We start from the raw sequence: 18,972 nt of genomic DNA, 5'->3' as shown, positions 1-18,972 counted from the left end.
GTATTTAATGAACGCAAGAAGATTGGCATTTAAAACGTTATATGATATTGAAAGAAATAAAAATTATTCAAATATATCTATAAATAAGAATTTTAAAGATATAGATATTAGTGATCAAGAAAAAGGTCTTGCTACTGAACTTATTTATGGAGTTATAGAAAATAAATATTATTTAAACTATATAATAGACAAGCTATCTAAGATAAAATCGAAAAAAATGTCTACCTATGTTAAAATATCATTATGGTTAGGAATTTATCAAATACTATTTTTAGATAGTATAAAAGATCACGCAGCAGTAAATGAAAGTGTAGCACTTATAAAAAAATATGACAAAAAGTCATCAGGGTTTGTAAATGCCATATTAAGAAATGTAATAAGAAACAAAGAAAATATAATGGAAATTGATAAAAAAGATATAGTTGAATATTTATCTATAAAATATTCATATAATCAATGGTTAATTAGAAAGTGGATAGAAGAATTTGGACAAGAATTTACAGAAGATTTATTAGAGGCAAACTCAGAAAAACCAAATTTATATATAAGATCAAACACACTTAAAATAAATAGAGATGAGCTTATAAATAAATTAAGAGAACAAGGAATAGACTGTAGTAAAGTAAACGGAATAGATGAAGCTATAATGGTTAAGAATCTAAAAAATATAGAAAATAATAAGTTATTTAAAGAAGGATATTTTACAGTTCAAGACATAAGTTCTATGCTTGTTGGAAAAGTTGCAAATCCAAAAGAAGAGAAATTAGTTTTAGATGTATGTAGTGCACCTGGAGGTAAAACTACTCATTTAGGAACTATAATGAAAAATACTGGTCAAGTAATTTCAAGAGATATATTTGATCATAAATTAAAACTTATTAATAATACTGTAAAAAGACTAGGTCTTAAAAATATAAAAGTTGAAAATTTTGATGCTCTTAATATAGATGAAAATAGTATAGATAAATTTGACTACGTTATTTGTGATGTACCATGTTCTGGTATGGGAATAATAAAAAGAAAGCCAGAAATAAAGTTTAAAAAAGAAGAAGAAATAAAAGACTTACCTATAATACAAAAAAAGATTTTAAATAATGCTTCAAAGTATGTTAAACTAGGTGGAAATTTAATATATAGCACTTGTACTATACATGATGAAGAAAATATAAATGTAGTTAAAGAATTTTTAAATGTTAATGATAATTTTGAACTAGTACCTATTGATGAAGTTAATGTGGATTTAGATAATCAAGATAAAGGATATATAAAAATATACCCTAATATACACGGAATGGATGGATTTTTCATAGCTAAACTAAAAAGAGTAAGGTAGGAATCAATATGAATAATGACAATAAAGTGTGTTTAAAAAATTTAACTGAAGAAGAATTAAAAGAATTTATAAAAAGTATAGGAGAAAAAGCTTTTAGAGGAACTCAAATTTATGGGTGGATTTATAAAGGTGCAAAGACTTTCGATGATATGAATAATATACCAAAGTCTTTACGAGAAAAGTTAGAAAAGGTCTCGTGTATTGGGAATTTAGATACAGAGCTTAAATTAGAATCCAAGATAGATGGAACGAGAAAATATTTATTTTTATTAAATGATGGAAACATAATTGAAAGTGTAATGATGGAATATGAACATGGTGTAACAGTATGTATATCTAATCAAGTTGGGTGTAGAATGGGATGTAAGTTCTGTGCATCTACAATAGATGGACTGTTAAGAAATTTAGAACCATGGGAAATATTAGACCAAATAATAAAAATACAAGAGGATATAGGCAAAAGAGTGTCAAATATTGTATTAATGGGAAGTGGAGAGCCTCTTGATAATTTTGATAATACTAAGAAATTCTTACAATTAGTAAATGAAAAAAATGGACTTAATATAGGATATAGACATATAACTTTATCTACTTGTGGAGTAGTTCCTAAAATGTATGAATTAGCAGATTTAAAAATACCTATAAACTTAGCATTATCGCTACATTCGCCTTATGATGAATCAAGAAAAGAAATAATGCCTATAGCTAATGCTTATTCAATAAAAGAAGTTATAGATGCATGTAAAAATTATATAAAAATTACCAATAGAAGGGTTACATTTGAATATTCACTAATAAAAGGAGTTAATGACTCCAAAGAGGATGCAAAGGAATTATCAAAGATTTTAAAAGGGTTATTATGCCATGTAAATTTAATACCTATAAATAAAGTAGAAGAAAGAGATTATGAAAAACCAGATAAAACGTATGTATATAAGTTTAGAGATATGTTATTAAAAGAAAATATACCTGCTACTATAAGAAGAGAAATGGGAGCAGATATAAATGGTGCTTGTGGTCAATTAAGAAGAAAACATAAATAAAATAGAGGGGGAAAAATTATGATATATAACTGTGTTTCCCATATTGGAAAAGTTAGAAAAAATAATGAAGACTGTTGTAAGGGAGAAATTATCCCGACAAAATCTGGTGATATAGGTATATTTGCTATAGCTGATGGAATGGGTGGCCATAATAAAGGTGAAGTAGCAAGTGAACTAGCAGTAGATAATATAGTACGTTTTTTAAAAAATAACCTAATACAAAATGAACACGTTAAAATAAATTATATAGATGATATTCTTAAGCAAGCTTATAATGACGTAAACTCTATAATATATAAAAAATCTAAAATAGATGAAGAATGTAGTGGTATGGGAACTACATTAACTACAGTAATAATATATAAAGATAAAGCATATATTGCAAATGTCGGTGATAGTAGATGTTATATATTAAGAGGCAATGAATTTAATAAAATTACAAGAGATCATTCTTTAGTAGAAGAACTTATTGCTCAAAATGCTATAACTGAAGAGGAAGCAAAAACACATCCAAGAAGAAATGTTATAACTAGAGCATTAGGAACAGAGCAGATGATAATAGTTGACATTTATAAAGAAGACATAAATAAGGATGATAAGATATTATTAGCTACAGACGGATTAACTGGTTTTGTCGATCAAAGAGATATATATGACATTATATGTAAAGATGAGAATATAGATGAAATAACTGATAGTTTGATAAATAAGGCTAATGAAGTTTCAGGTAAAGATAATGTATCAGTTATATTAATTAAGTATAATTAGGATGGTGATAAAGTGGGAGAGACAGTTTTAGGAAATAGATATGAAATAATTAAAAAAATTGGCGATGGGGGTATGGCTTTTGTCTATGAAGCTAGGGACAGACTGTTAAACAGAACTGTAGCTATAAAGGTTTTAAGACCTGAATTTGTAGATGATCAAGAGTTTTTAACTAAGTTTAAAAGAGAAGCTGAAGCGGTTGCAAGTCTTTCACATCCTAATATAGTAAATGTATATGATGTTGGTGAAGATGGAAAAGTACATTATATAGTTATGGAGCTTATAGAAGGACAAAACTTAAAGGATATCATAAAAAATGAAGGTACTTTAGATGAATATACAGCTTTAGATATAACTAAGCAAATAGCAAGAGCATTAGGAGCTGCACACAAAAAGGGGATTATACATAGGGATATAAAACCTCATAATATACTTATATCTAATGAAGGTAGGATTGTAAAGGTAGCTGATTTTGGGATAGCTAAAGCTGTTTCAAGTTCCACTATGACTAGCACTGGAAGTGTAATAGGATCTGTTCATTATTTTTCACCAGAACAAGCTAAAGGTAAATTTGTAGGTAATACTACGGATTTATATTCTTTGGGGATAGTTTTATATGAAATGATAATAGGTAGAGTACCATTTAGAGGAGATAGTCCTATATCTATAGCACTTCAGCATATAAATGATGAGATAGAGTTTACTCAAGAAGAAAAGGTAGCTATACCTCAAAGTGTTAGAAATATAATAAAAAAGTTAACTTCTAAATCTAGTGCAGATAGATATCAAGGAGCAGATGAGCTTATAGAGGATATTGAATATATAGAAAAAAATATAGATTTAGACTTTATAAAAGAATATGACAACTATGCTACACAAAAGATAGATGAAAATGAACTAAATAAAGCAATAAAAATGGGAAATACTAATCCAAGAATTGATTACAATGAAGAAGACTTAGAAGAAGAGGATGAGAAAACACCTCCGATAAAGAATTCTAAGAGGAAAAAGAATAAAAAAGAAGACAATCCAAAAAGTAAAAAAAGGTGGAAAATAGCAGCTGTAGTTTTATCTATAATACTTATAATACAAGTACTAGTTGTAGGAAAAATTGCATCATCAATGTTTGGTAAAAATAAAACAGAAGAAGGAAAAGCACCAGACTTTATTAATATGGAATTAAGTGAAGCTCAAAAGGTTGCAGGTGACATGGGAATCAATATAAGTGTTAGAATAGAAGAATACAGTAGCAAAGTTAGTAAAAATCATATAATTGACCAAGCACCAAAGGCAGGTACACAAATAAATCCTGGGGATACTATAAGTGTAGTTGTAAGTAAAGGTGAAAAACAAACTTCAATACCAAACTTAGTAGGACTTACTCTTGGAGAAGCTCAAAGTATAATAAGTGAAAATAAGTTGAGTTTAGGAACTGTAAATTATGAATATAATGATTCACATGAAAAAGATGTGGTATTACATCAATCTCCTAGTTCGGGAAGTATACAGGCAGGAGATAAAATAAACTTAGTAGTTAGTAATGGTCCAAAACCAGTGGAAACACCAAAAGAGCCAGAAACACCAAAACAACCAGAAACACCAAAAGAACCAGAAAAACCAATAGTTCCAGATAAAGATGAAACTAATCAAGGTAATAATGGTAATGGAGAACAAACAGAAAATGGTTCAGGAAGTGGAAACGGAGGACAACTAGAAAATGGTAGTGGCAGTACCAGTGGTAGTGGTCAACATGGATCAGGACAAGGAAGTAATAATAGCGGACAGCATGGTAATAATGGAAATGGAGAAACAACAACACCAGAAACAGGTGATGCTACAGTCCAATAGCATAAAAGTTTTAATTATATAATATTAATTGTTATATAATTAGTTTATGTTTACAAAGTATAATAAATAATTATATTAAAGTCCAATGATTAATAATTATTGGACTTTTTTGTAATATTTATGTAAAGTTATATAAATAATAGTATTTAGTAATTTTATTAATCTATAAGGAGGATTTAAATGATAGAAGGAATTATTACAAAAGGTATTGGAGGGTTTTATTACATAGATACAAACCAAGGAATATATGAATGTAGAGCTAGAGGTATATTTAGAAAAAATAAGATAACTCCTTTAGTTGGAGATAATGTAAAAATAAGTATAGTTGATGAAGAAAATAAAAAAGGCGTATTAGAAGAAATAAAAGAAAGAGAAACAGAATTAGTAAGACCACCAATATCTAATGTAAATAAAGCTATAATTGTATTTGCAATAAAAAACCCAAATCCTAATTTATCTTTATTAGATAGATTTATTGTTTTAGCAGAAAGAGAATGTTTAGATATAGTTATAGTTTTAACTAAAGCTGATTTAGCTACAGATGAAGAACTAGAAAATTTAAAAAGAATATATGAAATGAGCGGATATAAAGTAATACCAGTTAGCAATAATGAAAACTTAAACATAGATAAAGTAAAAGAAGAGTTAAAAGGAAATATAGTTGTCTTTGCAGGACCATCTGGAGTAGGAAAATCTACACTATTAAATCATATAGATAGTAAATTTCAACTGCAAACAGGTGAAGTTAGTGATAAAATAAAAAGAGGAAAGCATACAACAAGACATGCAGAACTTTTAAAATTAGAATGTGGGGGTATGGTAGCTGATACACCTGGATTTAGTTCATTGACTTTAGATGACATTGAAGAAACTGAGCTTAAAGAATACTTTATAGAGTTTGACGAGTTTTCTGATGAGTGTAAGTTTGGTGGTAGATGTATGCATGAAAATGAACCATCATGTGGTATAAAAGAAGCAGTAAAGGATAATAAAATATCAAAAGAAAGATATGAAAGTTACCTACAATTACTAAATGAAAAGAGACAAGGGAAGAGGAGGTACTAAGCATGATAAAAATAGCACCATCAATTTTATCAGCAGATTTTGCAAGATTATTAGAGGATGTAAAGAAAGTAGAAAATGCAGGATGTGAGTATTTACACATTGATGTTATGGATGGACATTTTGTTCCTAATATAACATTAGGTCCAAATGTTGTTAAATCATTAAGAAAAGATGTAAAAATGGTATTTGATGCACATCTAATGATAGAGAATCCAGATAATTATATAAAGGATTTCGTAGATGCAGGTTGTGATATAATCGTTGTCCATGAAGAAGCATGTACTCATTTACATAGAACTATACAAAATATAAAATCGCATAATGTAAAAGCTGGGGTAGCATTAAATCCAGCAACTCCAATAGAAAATATAAAATATGTATTAAAAGACTTAGATATGGTTCTTATAATGACTGTAAATCCAGGATTTGGAGGTCAGTCATTTATAGATGGTATGGTAGATAAAATAAAAGAAGTAAAATCTTTAATAGATGAGCAAGATCTAAATGTAGATATACAAGTTGATGGAGGTATAAAACCTTCAAATGTAGATAAAGTAGTAAAAGCAGGAGCTAATGTTATCGTAGCAGGATCAGCTATATTTAACAGTGATGATATAGAGACTACAGTTAAAGAATTTAGACTAAATGCATCTAAATAAGGGGTAATTATGAAAGCTTGTATTTTATTAAATGGAGAAGTAGATAATCTTGATTATATAAAAAATATTATAGATAACAATGATTACAGATACATAATATGTGCAGATGGAGGAGCAAAACATTTATATAAATTAAATATAGTACCTAATTATATAATAGGCGATTTAGACTCATTAGAAGAGTCGATAATTAATTATTATAAAAATAAAGGTGTCGATTTTAAAAAATTTCCTAAAAGAAAAGATGAGACAGATGCTCAGTTATGTATACACTTAGCAAAAGATTTAAATGCATCAGAAATTCACCTTCTAGGAGCTCTAGGCGGTCGTATTGATCATACTATTGCAAATATAAATCTTATGTATTATATAAAAGAGTTAGGAATAAATCCCATAATTAAGAGTAAAGTTGAAGATATATATATGGCTGACAGTGAAGTTATAAATATAATGGGACAAAAAGGGGATATTATATCTATAATTCCAGCAAAAGGTGATGTAAGTGGAGTTACACTTAAAAATTTAGAGTATCCTCTTGAAAATGCAATTATAAAATATGGTAATCCAATAGGTATATCTAATGTAATGAAAAGTAATCAATGTAGTATAAAAGTTAAAAATGGATGTTTAATAATAGTTAGAAATAAAATACCAAAGTAGCATATGCTATTTTGGTATTTTTATTTTTATAAAAATAATCATAATAGCTTGGCCTATTTTTGTTAAATTGTATTAAAGGGATATAAATATGAATATTATATTTTATGAAGGTATTTATAGGAGGGAATAATTTGAGAAATCAATATAGAAATTTACTTGGAGTGCTATGTTTAGCTACAGGTATAACTGTTATTTTGGGATTGATACTTCCTAATTGGTTATGGATGATGCTATTATCTATTGTACTTATAGGGTGTGGGGTAATGTTATTTATGTAAAATATATATTAGAAATTTAAGGGGGATAAATTTATGAAAATAATAACTGTTAAATGTCCTAAATTTTTATCTAAGATAATAATGTTTTTTATGAGAAAAAAATAAAAGCCTACAGGTTGTAGGCTTTTTTATTAAAACTAAGCTCTTTCAACTTTTCCAGAACGTAAACATCTAGTACAAACTTTTATTCTCTTTGGAGTACCATCTATTATCGCTCTAACGTTTCTTAAGTTAGCAGACCAAGTTCTTCTGCTATGTTTATTTGAGTGGCTCACTTGGTTTCCTGAAACTTTACCTTTACCACATACGTTACATACCTTTGCCATTTTTCGTACACCTCCTTAAATGATAACTATAACACTGAAAACACAGTTTATGTTAACATAAATCTCTAAAAAATGCAATAGAAATATATATTTGTCTTACATATATTGAAGAAATTCTTGTTATCATATAAAATTATATATATAATTCTATATAAAGTAAATATTAAAGTTAAAAATAAAACTAAAAATAATTTTAGGGGGTCAAATCATGAGCGCTAAAATAAACAATGAATTTGGAACTATAGAAATAGACAAGCAAGTAATAGCACAAATAGCATATAAAGCTGCTATGGAAAGTTATGGACTAGTTGGTTTAGCACATAAAAGTAAAGGTATTGTTGAATTACTAAAAGGTGAAAATGCAACTAAGGGTGTTAGTGTACAGGAATTAGAAGATGAAACGATAGCTATAGAGCTTTACGTTATAATGCAATATGGAACAAATATATCAACTGTTGCAAATAACATAATAGATAAAGTAAAATATACACTTGAGAAAATGACAGCAATAAAAGTAAGTAGAATAGACGTTAATGTTCAAGGAATAAGAGTTAAGTAATTTAGGAGGAAAAATATGATTCAATATATTGATGGGAAAAATCTAAGAGATATGATGATCTCTGGAGCTAATAATCTCCAAAATAATAAAGATTTAGTAGACAAGCTAAATGTATTCCCAGTTCCAGATGGAGATACAGGTACTAATATGTCCCTTACTATATCTTATGCTATGAAGGAGTTATCAAAGGTTAATGATGATGATATAACTAATATAGGTAAATCTTTAGCTAAGGGATCTTTAATGGGAGCAAGAGGTAACTCTGGAGTTATATTATCTCAAATTATAAGAGGATTTACAAAGTCTATAGAAGGAAAAGAAAAATTAAGTTCTATGGATTTAGCTAATGCATTAAAAGGTGGATCAGATACAGCATACAAAGCTGTTATAAAACCAATAGAAGGAACTATACTAACTGTAGTTAGAGAAAGTGGAGAATATGCTGTAAAAGCTGCTAAGAAAGAACAAGACATATTAAAGTTTCTAGAGTTAGTTATAAAAGAAGCTAATGCCTCTTTAGAAAGAACTCCAGATTTACTTAAAAATTTAAAAGATGCTGGAGTTGTAGATTCTGGAGGTAAAGGATTAGTTCTTATATATGAAGGAATGTATGAAGCCTTAAGAGGAAATATGATAAAAGCGGACGGAAATAGCAAGGTTGATACATCTTCATCACAATCAGCTCAAAGTGAAATAAACACTGAAGATATAAAATTTGCTTACTGTACAGAGTTTATATTAGAAAGTGATAAAATAACTTATGATAAAATCAGAGATATAATGCTAGGTTATGGAGATAGTTTAGCTGTTGTTGGAGATGAAGGAGTAATAAAAGTCCATGTACATACAAATGAACCTGGTTCAGTACTTCAAGAAGCTTTAAAATATGGTCAATTAATAACTATAAAAATAGAAAATATGAAAGTACAACATGAAAATATATTAATTGAAAATCAAACAGCTGTATCACAAGAACCAATGAAGGAATATGGATTTATAGCTACATCAATGGGAAGTGGATTAGCTGATATATTTAAGGATTTTGGAGTTGACTACATTATAGAAGGCGGTCAAACAATGAATCCTAGTACTGAAGATTTTATGAAAGCAATAGATTCTATAAATGCAGAAAATATTATTATATTACCAAATAACAGCAATATAATAATGGCTGCAAACCAAGCTAAAGCTTTAAGTGATAAAAATATAATAGTTATACCAAGTAAAACTGTTCCTCAAGGATTTACATCTCTTGTAAGCTTTAATGCAGATGCATCTATTGAAGAAAATGAAGCTACTATGTTAGAAGCTTTATCAATAGTTAAATCAGGACAAGTAACTTATGCTGTTAGAGATACAATTATGAATGATATAGAAGTAAAAGAAGGAAATTTCATAGGTATAGGTGAAGGTAAATTATTATCAGCAGGAGAAAGTAAGGACGATATAACTTTAGGACTAATAGAAAAGCTTGTTGATGAAGATAGTGCTATAATAACTTTATTTTATGGTGAAGATGTAAGTGAACATGAAGCTAATAAATTTAAAGACATGCTAGAAGAAAAGTATGAAGATATAGATGTAGAACTTTACTACGGAGGACAACCAATTTATTATTATTTAATATCTGTTGAATAATATTTTTAAAATCCTGTATAATCTTACTATTAGGTAAGTTAAATTATACAGGATTTTTTATTTTAAGGTGATAAATATGAGTGATTTAAATAAAGAGATTAAATATGTAAAAGGTATAGGGCCAAAAAGAGCTAACAAATTAAACAAATTAGGAATATTTACTGTATCCGATTTAGTATATTACTTTCCTAGACAATACGAAGATAGAAATAACTTAAAAAAGATATTTGAACTAGAAGATGAAGAAAAAGTAACTATAAGAGTGATTGTAAATAGTATAGAAACTTCTAATATTAGAAAAGGGTTAGTTATAACTAAAATAGGAGTAAGAGATGAAACTGGATTTGCAAGATTAGTATTTTTTAATCAAGAATATATAAGTAGTACTTTAAAAAAAGGAAATACTATATTAGTTTTTGGGAAGGTTAAAAAAAATTCTCATGGAGTAGAATTAAGCTCGTGTGAAATAGAACAAATGACTAATAATCCTAAAAACACATGTGGCATAATGCCAATATATTCATTGACTTATGGATTAACAAATAAAGAACTTACAAATATAATAAAGACAGTGTTTAATAATGAACAAATTAAAATAAAAGAGTATTTACCAAAGCGAATTATAGAAAAATACAAATTATGTAGTATTGATTATGCAGTTAAAAATTTGCATGCACCTTCAAGTAAAGATAGTTTAAAAATAGCACTTTATAGATTGGTCTTTGAAGAGTTTTTAATGCTTCAATTAGGCTTATTTTTGTTTAAAAATGGAGTAACTGAAAAGTCAGGAATATTTTTTGAAAAAAAACAAAATTTAAAACAAGTATTAAATTCTCTACCATTTAATTTAACTAATGCTCAAAATAGAGCATTAAATGAGATATTAAATGATATGAACTCTAATAAAGTTATGAATAGGCTAGTTCAAGGTGATGTTGGTAGTGGCAAAACTGTAGTAGCACTTTTATCATTAGCAAATTGTGTTTTAAATGGATATCAAGGAGCTTTAATGGCACCTACTGAGATATTAGCAGAACAACACTACTTATCTTTAAATGAAACGCTATCACAGTTTGGGATTAAAATAGGTTTATTAGTTGGTAGTTTAACAAAAAAGCAAAAAGAAGTTACACTAGAAAAAGTTAAGAATAATGAAATAGATATATTAATAGGAACACATGCACTAATAGAAGATAAGGTAGAGTTTAACAACTTAGGGATTGTAATAACAGATGAACAACATAGATTTGGAGTTAGACAAAGAAATAAGTTATCAGAAAAAGGATATAATCCAGATATATTAGTAATGACAGCAACTCCAATACCTAGGACACTAGCATTGATTTTATATGGGGATTTAGACATATCTATAATTGATGAATTACCACCAGGAAGACAACCAATAGAGACTTTAGCTGTATATAAAGACAAAAGAGATAGGGCTTATAATAGTTTAGTTCGATCTGAAGTTGAAAAAGGTAGACAAGTATATATAGTATGTCCTTTGGTTGAAGAAAGTGAATCTATAGAAGCAAAAGCTGCCGTAGATTTAGTAGAGGAATTAAAGAGTGAATATTTTGCTGACTTGAGATTAGGTCTTTTGCATGGTAAAATGAAACCTGGTGAAAAAGACGATATAATGAAAAAATTTAAAAATAGAGAGTTGGATATATTGGTTTCAACGACCGTTATAGAAGTTGGAGTTAATGTTCCAAATGCAACACTTATGATAATTGAAAATGCAGAAAGATTTGGATTGGCCCAACTTCATCAGTTAAGAGGAAGGGTTGGAAGAGGTAGTCATAAGTCTTATTGTATATTGATTTACTCATCAAAATCAGAAGTTTGTTCTCAAAGAATGGGTATAATGGAAGAAACTACAGATGGATTTAAAATTTCTGAAAAGGATCTTGAGATAAGAGGTCCAGGAGAGTTTTTTGGAACAAGACAACATGGATTACCTGAACTTAAAGTAGCTAATATATTTAAGCATATGAAAATATTAAAAGTAGCTCAACAAGAAGCTAGGTATATAGTAGGGGAAGACCCAAAACTAGTAAATTATGAGAATAAGGATTTAAAGAAAGAAGTGTTAAAAAAGTTTGAAAATAGATTAAAAGAAATATCATTAAATTAGATGTAATTTATGGTAAAATAAAGTGGAAGGAGCAGTTATATTGAGAGTAATTTCAGGAAAAGCTAGAGGATTAAAATTAAATACACCTAAAAATGAAGATGTGAGACCTACTACTGATAGAGTTAAGGAATCGCTATTTAATATAATAAATGGATACATAATAGATGGAGAAATCTTGGATTTATTTGCAGGGACAGGCTCATTAGGTATAGAGTGTTTATCTAGAGGAGCTAACAAATGTGTATTTGTAGATGTAAGTAAAACTAGCATAGATATAGTAAAAAGTAATATAAAAAAAGCTAGAGTAGAAGATAATGCTGAAATTTTAAATATAGATTATAAATCTGCAATAGACAAAGTTAAGAACAAAACCTATAAATTTGACATGATATTTATGGACCCTCCATATTATGAAAATATATTTATGGATGCATTAAAAAAAATAGATGAATCTGATATATTAAAAGATGATGGAATTATAGTTGTGGAACATGATACAAAGCAGGAATTCCCTGAAAGTATAGGGAAGCTAATAAAAGATAGAAGCAAAAAGTACGGAAATACTACGCTTACATTCTATTGTATGGAGGATTAATAATGGAAAGTACAGTTAGAAAAGCTATATTTGCAGGAAGTTTTGATCCTATAACTAATGGACATCTGGATATAATAGAAAGAGCTGCAAAATTATTTGATGAATTACAAATAGGAGTATTATATAATCCTAACAAAAAAGGACTTTTTACATTTGAAGAAAGAATAGATTTAATAAAAGTATGTACAAGCCATATTAAAAATATAAAAATAGTTAGTTTTGATGGATTATTAGTTAATTATTGCGAGAAACATGGTATTCAAACTTTAGTAAGAGGGATAAGAAGCGGAGCTGACGTAGAGTATGAACTTCAGATGGCTCATATGAATAAAGAATTAAACCCGAATATAGAAACTGTAATACTACCTACAACTACAAAGTATTCATATATAAGTTCATCGCTTATAAAAGAAGTATTACATTTTGATGTTAATATAGAGAATTTAGTTCCTAAGGTAATAATAGATGAATTAAAAAGAAAAACTAATAGGGGGAGATAATATGAATATAGACTTAGAAATAATGGAATTATTAGAGGAGTTAGAAAGCACTATAAATAATGCTAGTTCAATTCCTTTTTCTCATAAATCAGGGATAGATAAAGAAGAAGTATTAAATATAATAGCTGATATAAAAGCGATACTTCCTGAAGAAGTAAAACAAGCAGTTTGGATAAATAAAGAAAGACAAAAAATATTAAATAATGCTAATCAAGATGCAGAAATTTTAATAGAACAAGCTACTAAAGAAGCTGAGCAAATTATAGAAAAAGCTATGAAAGAAACTGAAGATATGAAGAAAAATTCAGAAGATATAATAAAATCATATATTGATTCAGATGGGTTAGTAGTAGAAGCTGAAGAAAAAGCTAAAGCTATAATAGAAAAAGCTGATTATACAGCAAGAGAAATAAAGTTAGGCTCTATAAGATATGCAGATGATGTATTAGAAGGATTACAATATAATCTTCAAAATATAATGGACGAAATTTCAACAAATAGAAGAGAATTAAGTGAATAATAAAAATAGCTATCTATAAACTTATAGATAGCTATTTTTATTATTCTTTACTTAGCGTGAGTATTTAGTCGTTTTAATAAAAAAAAGGTAAATATTATATATATTAGTACTAATACAGGTAATATTAAATAGTAATTGTTTATATAATAATTCCAAATGAAATTGTTATATAATATACTAGATATACTTGTTAATTTCTCAAATAGTGGAATTAAATCTATTAATGGATAAAATATGAAAGTAAAGATAAATGCAAATACACCATGCAAAAATTTAGAAAATATATATGTACTTATACTTATATCAGTTTGGGCTAAAAAGCTAGAACATTGGGCTAATATAGATAAACCACTAAAAGCTATTATAAAACTACACAAAGAAATTCTAATGATTTCAGGGATATTTGTAATACTAGAGACTTGATTACAACCTATAGTTATTTCAAATAGCCCACTTATAAAAGCTGAGCATAATTCTTTAGAAAATCCAAAAAAAGATAAAGGTAAGTAAATAATAGCAGATACTAAGTCTATAAAATTAAATATTGATAATACTTTAAATACAACTGAAAATACTATTACAAATCCTCCTACCATAAGAATTGTGTTTATACCATTAAATACTGCATCTCCAAACAAAACAAAAAAACCTTTATTTTCTTTTTTTCTATTAGCTACAATAAGATTAACTTCTGATTTAAAGTCTATATTTTCGCGTTTAACACATTCCTTACCATAATTTTTAAATAATATTCCTACTGTTAAAGAAGCTAAATAATGGCATATAAGAATTAGGTATCCTAAAGCAGTATTATTAAACATTCCAATTGCAACAGCTCCAACTATAAATAATGGACCAGAAGTAGAGCAAAATGATACCAACCTTTGAGCTTCATATTTAGAAATTTCATTATTTTGTCTAAGTTCAGAAGCTAATTTTGCTCCAACAGGGTATCCAGATACTGTAGATATAGCAAAAACTAAAGAGCTTTTTCCTGATACATTAAAAAGTTTTCTAGTTAATGGATTTACTACTAATCCTAATATGTCTACAAATTTTAATTTTACTATTAAGTTAGCTGCTATAATGAATGGAAGTAATGAAGGTATTAAGGTATCTACCCATATTGAAAAACCATTTTTAGCAGCATTTATAGAGTCAGTTGGAAATAATATTATACCTATAATTATTATCATTACGACTAAAGATGGAATTAAAAATTTTATAAATTTGCTTTTTTTCACTTCACCACCTACTTTTAATATAATCTACAATAATTATATTAAATTAAATTATAAACTATGATAAAAAACCTACCATGTAATTGGTAGGTTTTACTTTATATATACAGGGGAAAGGTAATAATCCATAGGACCTTTAAGTAAATTCATGTTGTTTTTATAGTACGGGATATTATACATATTTGTAGCTTTTATATCATATTTAATTAAAGTTTCAAATACTTTATCATCTTCAAAGTTAACGTTAGAAAATTTATTAATGATTTTTATTTCTGAATTTAATTTTATCTGTTTTATAATTTCTCTACCTTTATCATTAAAAGCTAATATGCGTACATAAGGTAATTTCATTATATTTTTTACAGTGTTCATATCATCTTTAGTTATGCCTAAAAGTATATTATTTAGGATTCTTTTTACCTTTGTTAAAGTGTATCTTTTTGATTTTATTGATTGCTGAAGTTCGAATATATTTTTACACGAAAATACTGATTTATATATTTTATTCTCAATTCCTTCGTTTACATCAAAATAAGAATTTAATATATTTAAATCTCTAATAACTAATTCTCTTATTGTATCAAAATAATATTCATCAAACATAGGGTTAAAGTTATTATCTATACTTTTAGATATTAATTCAAATGTCTTAATAGGAACAACATTAGATATACTATCTAGTGTATTATATTCTTTAAGAGTTTTTCGTATTGCTGTGGCCGAACAAATATTACTTTCTATAGTTTCAGAATTATAATCTGCTTGAATTCTAGTTATTGAATATGGCCTTATGGTACTTTTATGCTTTAATAAACTTTTAATGTACTCAATACCCAATATGTTATTAGGTGTACTTAATACATCATTTAATTTATTTTCATATATATTTAGATTTGTATGATTTAGCATATACTCTGAAAGTGCTTTACTTCTTGCTAAAGCAAATAAAATCCCTTCATCTAAATTTCTTTTTAAAAGAGTTTTAAACTTATCAGGTTCATTAATTAATATTTTTGAAATTTCAACTAATAAATCTATATCTCCATGTTCACTACCAAAACAAATTGAATCTATACAATTTAATGAGTTTAGTAAAGTTATAGCACCATGAGCAAATATCTCAGCACTTTGACAAGCATAAAGTGTTGGAAGTTCTACAACCAAATCAACTCCATTTGAAACTGCCATTTCAGCTCTTTTATATTTATCAAATAAAGCAGGTTCTCCTCTTTGTAAAAAGTTTCCGCTCATTACTGCTATACTATGAGTGGAATTAGTTATCTCTAAAGATTTTTTTAAGTGATATAAATGACCATTGTGGAATGGATTATATTCGACTATTAATCCTAATATTTTCATGAAAATCTCCTTTACGCTAAATTTCTTTAAAATATATCAAAAAAACAGAAGGTCTGTTATTATATAAGTAGAATTAAAATATTATAAAAAATAAATTATATTTATTATAATATTAAACAAAAATGAGAACAATAATTCTTGAATTAAATGTACATATAACTTAAAAAATTAAAAAATCTTATAAAGTATGTACTTTTATCAAAAAAAATGATATAGTAATAATGAATAAATTTGTTTAATGTATACAAGTAATATTGTTCAATTTTTAATTGTAGATAAACTTATTACATAATTATTGGTAAAGATTTAAGGAGGTATACTAATGAAAGTATTAGTATTAAACTGTGGTAGTTCTTCATTAAAATATCAATTAATAGATATGTCAAATGAAGAAGTTTTATGTATAGGATTAGTTGAAAGAATAGGAATAGAAGGTTCTATATTAAAGCAAGAGAAAGATGGAGTAGAAGGTAAGCTTGTAGTTGAGCAACCAATGGAAAACCACCAAGATGCTATAAAATTAGTATTAGAAGGTGTTGTTCACCCAGAATTCGGTGGAGTTAAAGATATAAGTGAAGTTGAAGCTGTTGGACACAGAGTAGTTCACGGTGGAGAGAAATTCGCTAGCTCAGTTAAAATAAACGAAGAAGTTATGGCTGCAATAGAAGAATGTGTTGAATTAGCACCACTTCATAACCCAGCTAACATAATGGGAATAAAAGCTTGTGAAGCTATACTTCCAGGAGTACCAATGGTTGCTGTATTTGATACTGCATTCCATCAAACTATGCCTAAGAAGTCTTATTTATATGGATTACCTCATGAATTATATACTAAATATGGCGTAAGAAGATACGGATTCCACGGAACTTCTCACAAGTATGTATCTCAAAGAGCTGCAGATATGTTAGGAAAGAACATAGAAGATGTTAAAATAATAACTTGTCACTTAGGAAACGGAGCTTCTATAGCTGCTGTTGATGGTGGTAAATGTGTAGATACTTCTATGGGATTCACTCCATTAGAAGGTTTAATAATGGGAACTAGATGTGGAGATATAGATGCTGCTATATTACCATTCTTAATGGAAAAAGAAGGATTAAATGCTGCTGGTTTATCTGATTTAATGAACAAGCAATCTGGAGTATACGGAATGACTGGTATATCAAGTGACTTCAGAGATATAGAAGGAGCTGCTGCAAAAGGAGATGAAAAAGCTCAAGTTGCATTAGATGCTTATGTTCAAAGAGTTCAAAAATATATAGGAGCTTACGCTGCAGAAATGAACGGAGTAGATGCTGTAGTATTTACTGCTGGTGTTGGTGAAAATGGTATAGATATAAGAGAAACTATAGCTTCTAACATGGAATTCTTAGGAATGAAATTAGACAAAGAAGCTAACAAAGTTAGAGGTAAAGAGAGAGTAATATCTACTGAAGATTCTAAAACTAAGATATTATTAATACCAACTAACGAAGAATTAATGATAGCAAAAGATACTGTTGCATTAGTAAAATAATTGTAACTGGATATAATACTATTAAGGTAGGTTAAAACCTACCTTAATTTTTGCCAATAAAGGAATTAACTATCAAGTAAAAATACTTGACAAACATAGTTTATATTTGTATAATAAATTTGGCAATAAATTGAGGTGAACTTAATGAAAATTAGTTTAGATAAAATAATAAGAAGAGAAACTGATAATTTACACTTGAATTTTTGCGAAAAAATTGATAGTATTAATTATTGTGATAATACTTATAAATTAACTTCTCCTGTAATTTTAAACGGGAAAATAAGTAAAACCAATAAAGGTTTGTTTCTAGATTGCAATGTTGAATTTACTTTAATTGATAATTGTGCTAGATGCTTAAATGAAGTAGAAGTAAAATTAAGTTATCCTATCCAAGGATTTTTAATTAAAGAAGAAGTTGACGAGAATGAAGTAGAAGAATTTGATGTTTATACTTATATAAATGATGAAGTTGACTTTATTGATTTAATAGAACAAACATTAGATTTCAATTTACCTCAAAGAGTTCTTTGTAGTGAAGATTGCAAAGGTCTTTGTTCAACTTGTGGGACAAACTTAAACAATGAAGTTTGTTCTTGTGATGAAGTCGCGAACGACGAGGATGTAATAGATCCCCGTTTTGCTAAATTAAAAGAAATGTTTAAAAATGACTAAGGAGGTGGCGTAAATGGCAGTACCAAAGCGTAAAACATCTAAATCAAATACAAAAATGAGAAGAGCAGCTAACTCAAAAATGGTAGCAACTGGATTCGTAAGTTGCCCACAATGTCATGAGCCAAAGTTACCACATAGAGTATGTCCAGACTGTGGATATTATAAAGGTAAAGAAGTTGTATCTAAGTAATACTTCTAAAAAACATGTAGAATACTCTACATGTTTTTTTTTGCTTAATTACGGCAAAACTTATG

At 27.7% G+C, this 18,972-nt stretch carries 20 protein-coding genes; 17 read left to right on the top strand and 3 right to left on the bottom strand.

Annotated features, from left to right (window positions below; all coding sequences use genetic code 11):
• The first annotated feature begins 7 nt into the window (after positions 1 to 7).
• The 8 genes from rsmB (at position 8) to H8891_RS09095 (ending at position 7,651) form a co-directional block, all read left to right on the top strand.
• A complete protein-coding gene (rsmB, locus tag H8891_RS09130; protein ID WP_187006197.1) occupies positions 8 to 1,333 on the top strand; it encodes a 16S rRNA (cytosine(967)-C(5))-methyltransferase RsmB in 1,326 nt (441 codons plus the stop codon).
• An 8-nt stretch (positions 1,334 to 1,341) separates the two neighbouring features.
• Entirely contained in the window at positions 1,342 to 2,376 is a 1,035-nt protein-coding gene (rlmN, locus tag H8891_RS09125) for a 23S rRNA (adenine(2503)-C(2))-methyltransferase RlmN (protein ID WP_187006196.1), read from the top strand.
• Between the two features lie 18 nt (positions 2,377 to 2,394).
• Entirely contained in the window at positions 2,395 to 3,144 is a 750-nt protein-coding gene (locus tag H8891_RS09120) for a Stp1/IreP family PP2C-type Ser/Thr phosphatase (RefSeq protein WP_147543193.1), read from the top strand.
• A 12-nt stretch (positions 3,145 to 3,156) separates the two neighbouring features.
• Entirely contained in the window at positions 3,157 to 4,989 is a 1,833-nt protein-coding gene (pknB, locus tag H8891_RS09115) for a Stk1 family PASTA domain-containing Ser/Thr kinase (protein ID WP_187006195.1), read from the top strand.
• 180 nt (positions 4,990 to 5,169) lie between these two features.
• The gene (rsgA, locus tag H8891_RS09110) at positions 5,170 to 6,054 is read left to right on the top strand and encodes a ribosome small subunit-dependent GTPase A (protein WP_147543195.1); all 885 of its coding nucleotides are present in this window, start codon (positions 5,170 to 5,172) and stop codon (positions 6,052 to 6,054) included.
• Positions 6,055 to 6,056: 2 nt separating this feature from the next.
• A complete protein-coding gene (gene rpe, locus H8891_RS09105) occupies positions 6,057 to 6,713 on the top strand; it encodes a ribulose-phosphate 3-epimerase (protein ID WP_187006194.1) in 657 nt (218 codons plus the stop codon).
• 9 nt (positions 6,714 to 6,722) lie between these two features.
• A complete protein-coding gene (locus H8891_RS09100; protein WP_187006193.1) occupies positions 6,723 to 7,373 on the top strand; it encodes a thiamine diphosphokinase in 651 nt (216 codons plus the stop codon).
• A 131-nt stretch (positions 7,374 to 7,504) separates the two neighbouring features.
• A complete protein-coding gene (locus H8891_RS09095) occupies positions 7,505 to 7,651 on the top strand; it encodes a 2-oxoglutarate translocator (RefSeq protein WP_243196504.1) in 147 nt (48 codons plus the stop codon).
• A 137-nt stretch (positions 7,652 to 7,788) separates the two neighbouring features.
• Here H8891_RS09095 and rpmB read toward each other — a convergent pair whose 3' ends face one another.
• Positions 7,789 to 7,977, bottom strand: a complete 189-nt coding sequence (gene rpmB, locus H8891_RS09090; RefSeq protein ID WP_021122933.1) for a 50S ribosomal protein L28 — start codon at positions 7,975 to 7,977, stop codon at positions 7,789 to 7,791.
• Positions 7,978 to 8,185: 208 nt separating this feature from the next.
• Between rpmB and H8891_RS09085 the strand changes: the two genes are divergently transcribed.
• From H8891_RS09085 to H8891_RS09060, 6 genes are all read left to right on the top strand, one after another.
• Positions 8,186 to 8,536: an Asp23/Gls24 family envelope stress response protein gene (locus H8891_RS09085; RefSeq protein ID WP_187006192.1), complete on the top strand. Its 351-nt coding sequence runs from the start codon at positions 8,186 to 8,188 to the stop codon at positions 8,534 to 8,536.
• Positions 8,537 to 8,551: 15 nt separating this feature from the next.
• Positions 8,552 to 10,174 carry a DAK2 domain-containing protein gene (locus H8891_RS09080; RefSeq protein WP_187006191.1) on the top strand — a complete coding sequence of 541 codons (1,623 nt, stop codon included), beginning with the start codon at positions 8,552 to 8,554 and terminating at the stop codon, positions 10,172 to 10,174.
• Positions 10,175 to 10,250: 76 nt separating this feature from the next.
• Positions 10,251 to 12,311 carry an ATP-dependent DNA helicase RecG gene (gene recG / locus H8891_RS09075; protein WP_187006190.1) on the top strand — a complete coding sequence of 687 codons (2,061 nt, stop codon included), beginning with the start codon at positions 10,251 to 10,253 and terminating at the stop codon, positions 12,309 to 12,311.
• 40 nt (positions 12,312 to 12,351) lie between these two features.
• Positions 12,352 to 12,906 (top strand): 16S rRNA (guanine(966)-N(2))-methyltransferase RsmD, encoded by a 555-nt coding sequence (gene rsmD / locus H8891_RS09070; protein ID WP_187006189.1) that lies wholly within the window; start codon positions 12,352 to 12,354, stop codon positions 12,904 to 12,906.
• Between the two features lie 2 nt (positions 12,907 to 12,908).
• Positions 12,909 to 13,406, top strand: coding sequence for a pantetheine-phosphate adenylyltransferase (gene coaD, locus H8891_RS09065; RefSeq protein WP_147543203.1), 498 nt, complete (start codon positions 12,909 to 12,911; stop codon positions 13,404 to 13,406).
• 1 nt (position 13,407) lies between these two features.
• Positions 13,408 to 13,926, top strand: a complete 519-nt coding sequence (locus H8891_RS09060; protein ID WP_147543204.1) for a hypothetical protein — start codon at positions 13,408 to 13,410, stop codon at positions 13,924 to 13,926.
• A 47-nt stretch (positions 13,927 to 13,973) separates the two neighbouring features.
• Here H8891_RS09060 and ylbJ read toward each other — a convergent pair whose 3' ends face one another.
• Positions 13,974 to 15,170: a sporulation integral membrane protein YlbJ gene (ylbJ, locus tag H8891_RS09055; protein WP_187006188.1), complete on the bottom strand. Its 1,197-nt coding sequence runs from the start codon at positions 15,168 to 15,170 to the stop codon at positions 13,974 to 13,976.
• Positions 15,171 to 15,260: 90 nt separating this feature from the next.
• Positions 15,261 to 16,526 (bottom strand): nucleotidyltransferase, encoded by a 1,266-nt coding sequence (locus H8891_RS09050; RefSeq protein ID WP_187006187.1) that lies wholly within the window; start codon positions 16,524 to 16,526, stop codon positions 15,261 to 15,263.
• Between the two features lie 322 nt (positions 16,527 to 16,848).
• Here H8891_RS09050 and H8891_RS09045 point away from each other — a divergent pair, with 322 nt between their 5' ends.
• The 3 genes from H8891_RS09045 (at position 16,849) to rpmF (ending at position 18,907) form a co-directional block, all read left to right on the top strand.
• On the top strand, positions 16,849 to 18,045 hold the full coding sequence (locus tag H8891_RS09045; protein WP_147543207.1) for an acetate/propionate family kinase: 1,197 nt from the start codon (positions 16,849 to 16,851) through the stop codon (positions 18,043 to 18,045).
• Positions 18,046 to 18,189: 144 nt separating this feature from the next.
• A complete protein-coding gene (locus H8891_RS09040) occupies positions 18,190 to 18,717 on the top strand; it encodes a YceD family protein (protein ID WP_187006186.1) in 528 nt (175 codons plus the stop codon).
• Between the two features lie 13 nt (positions 18,718 to 18,730).
• Positions 18,731 to 18,907: a 50S ribosomal protein L32 gene (gene rpmF / locus H8891_RS09035; RefSeq protein WP_021430121.1), complete on the top strand. Its 177-nt coding sequence runs from the start codon at positions 18,731 to 18,733 to the stop codon at positions 18,905 to 18,907.
• The last annotated feature ends 65 nt before the right edge of the window (positions 18,908 to 18,972 follow it).

Origin of the sequence: Paeniclostridium hominis (assembly GCF_014306135.1) — a bacterium.
Taxonomy (GTDB): Bacteria; Bacillota; Clostridia; order Peptostreptococcales; family Peptostreptococcaceae; genus Paraclostridium; species Paraclostridium hominis.
Note: the sequence above shows the minus strand (reverse complement) of the source record. Positions and strands in the feature narration are given on the sequence as shown.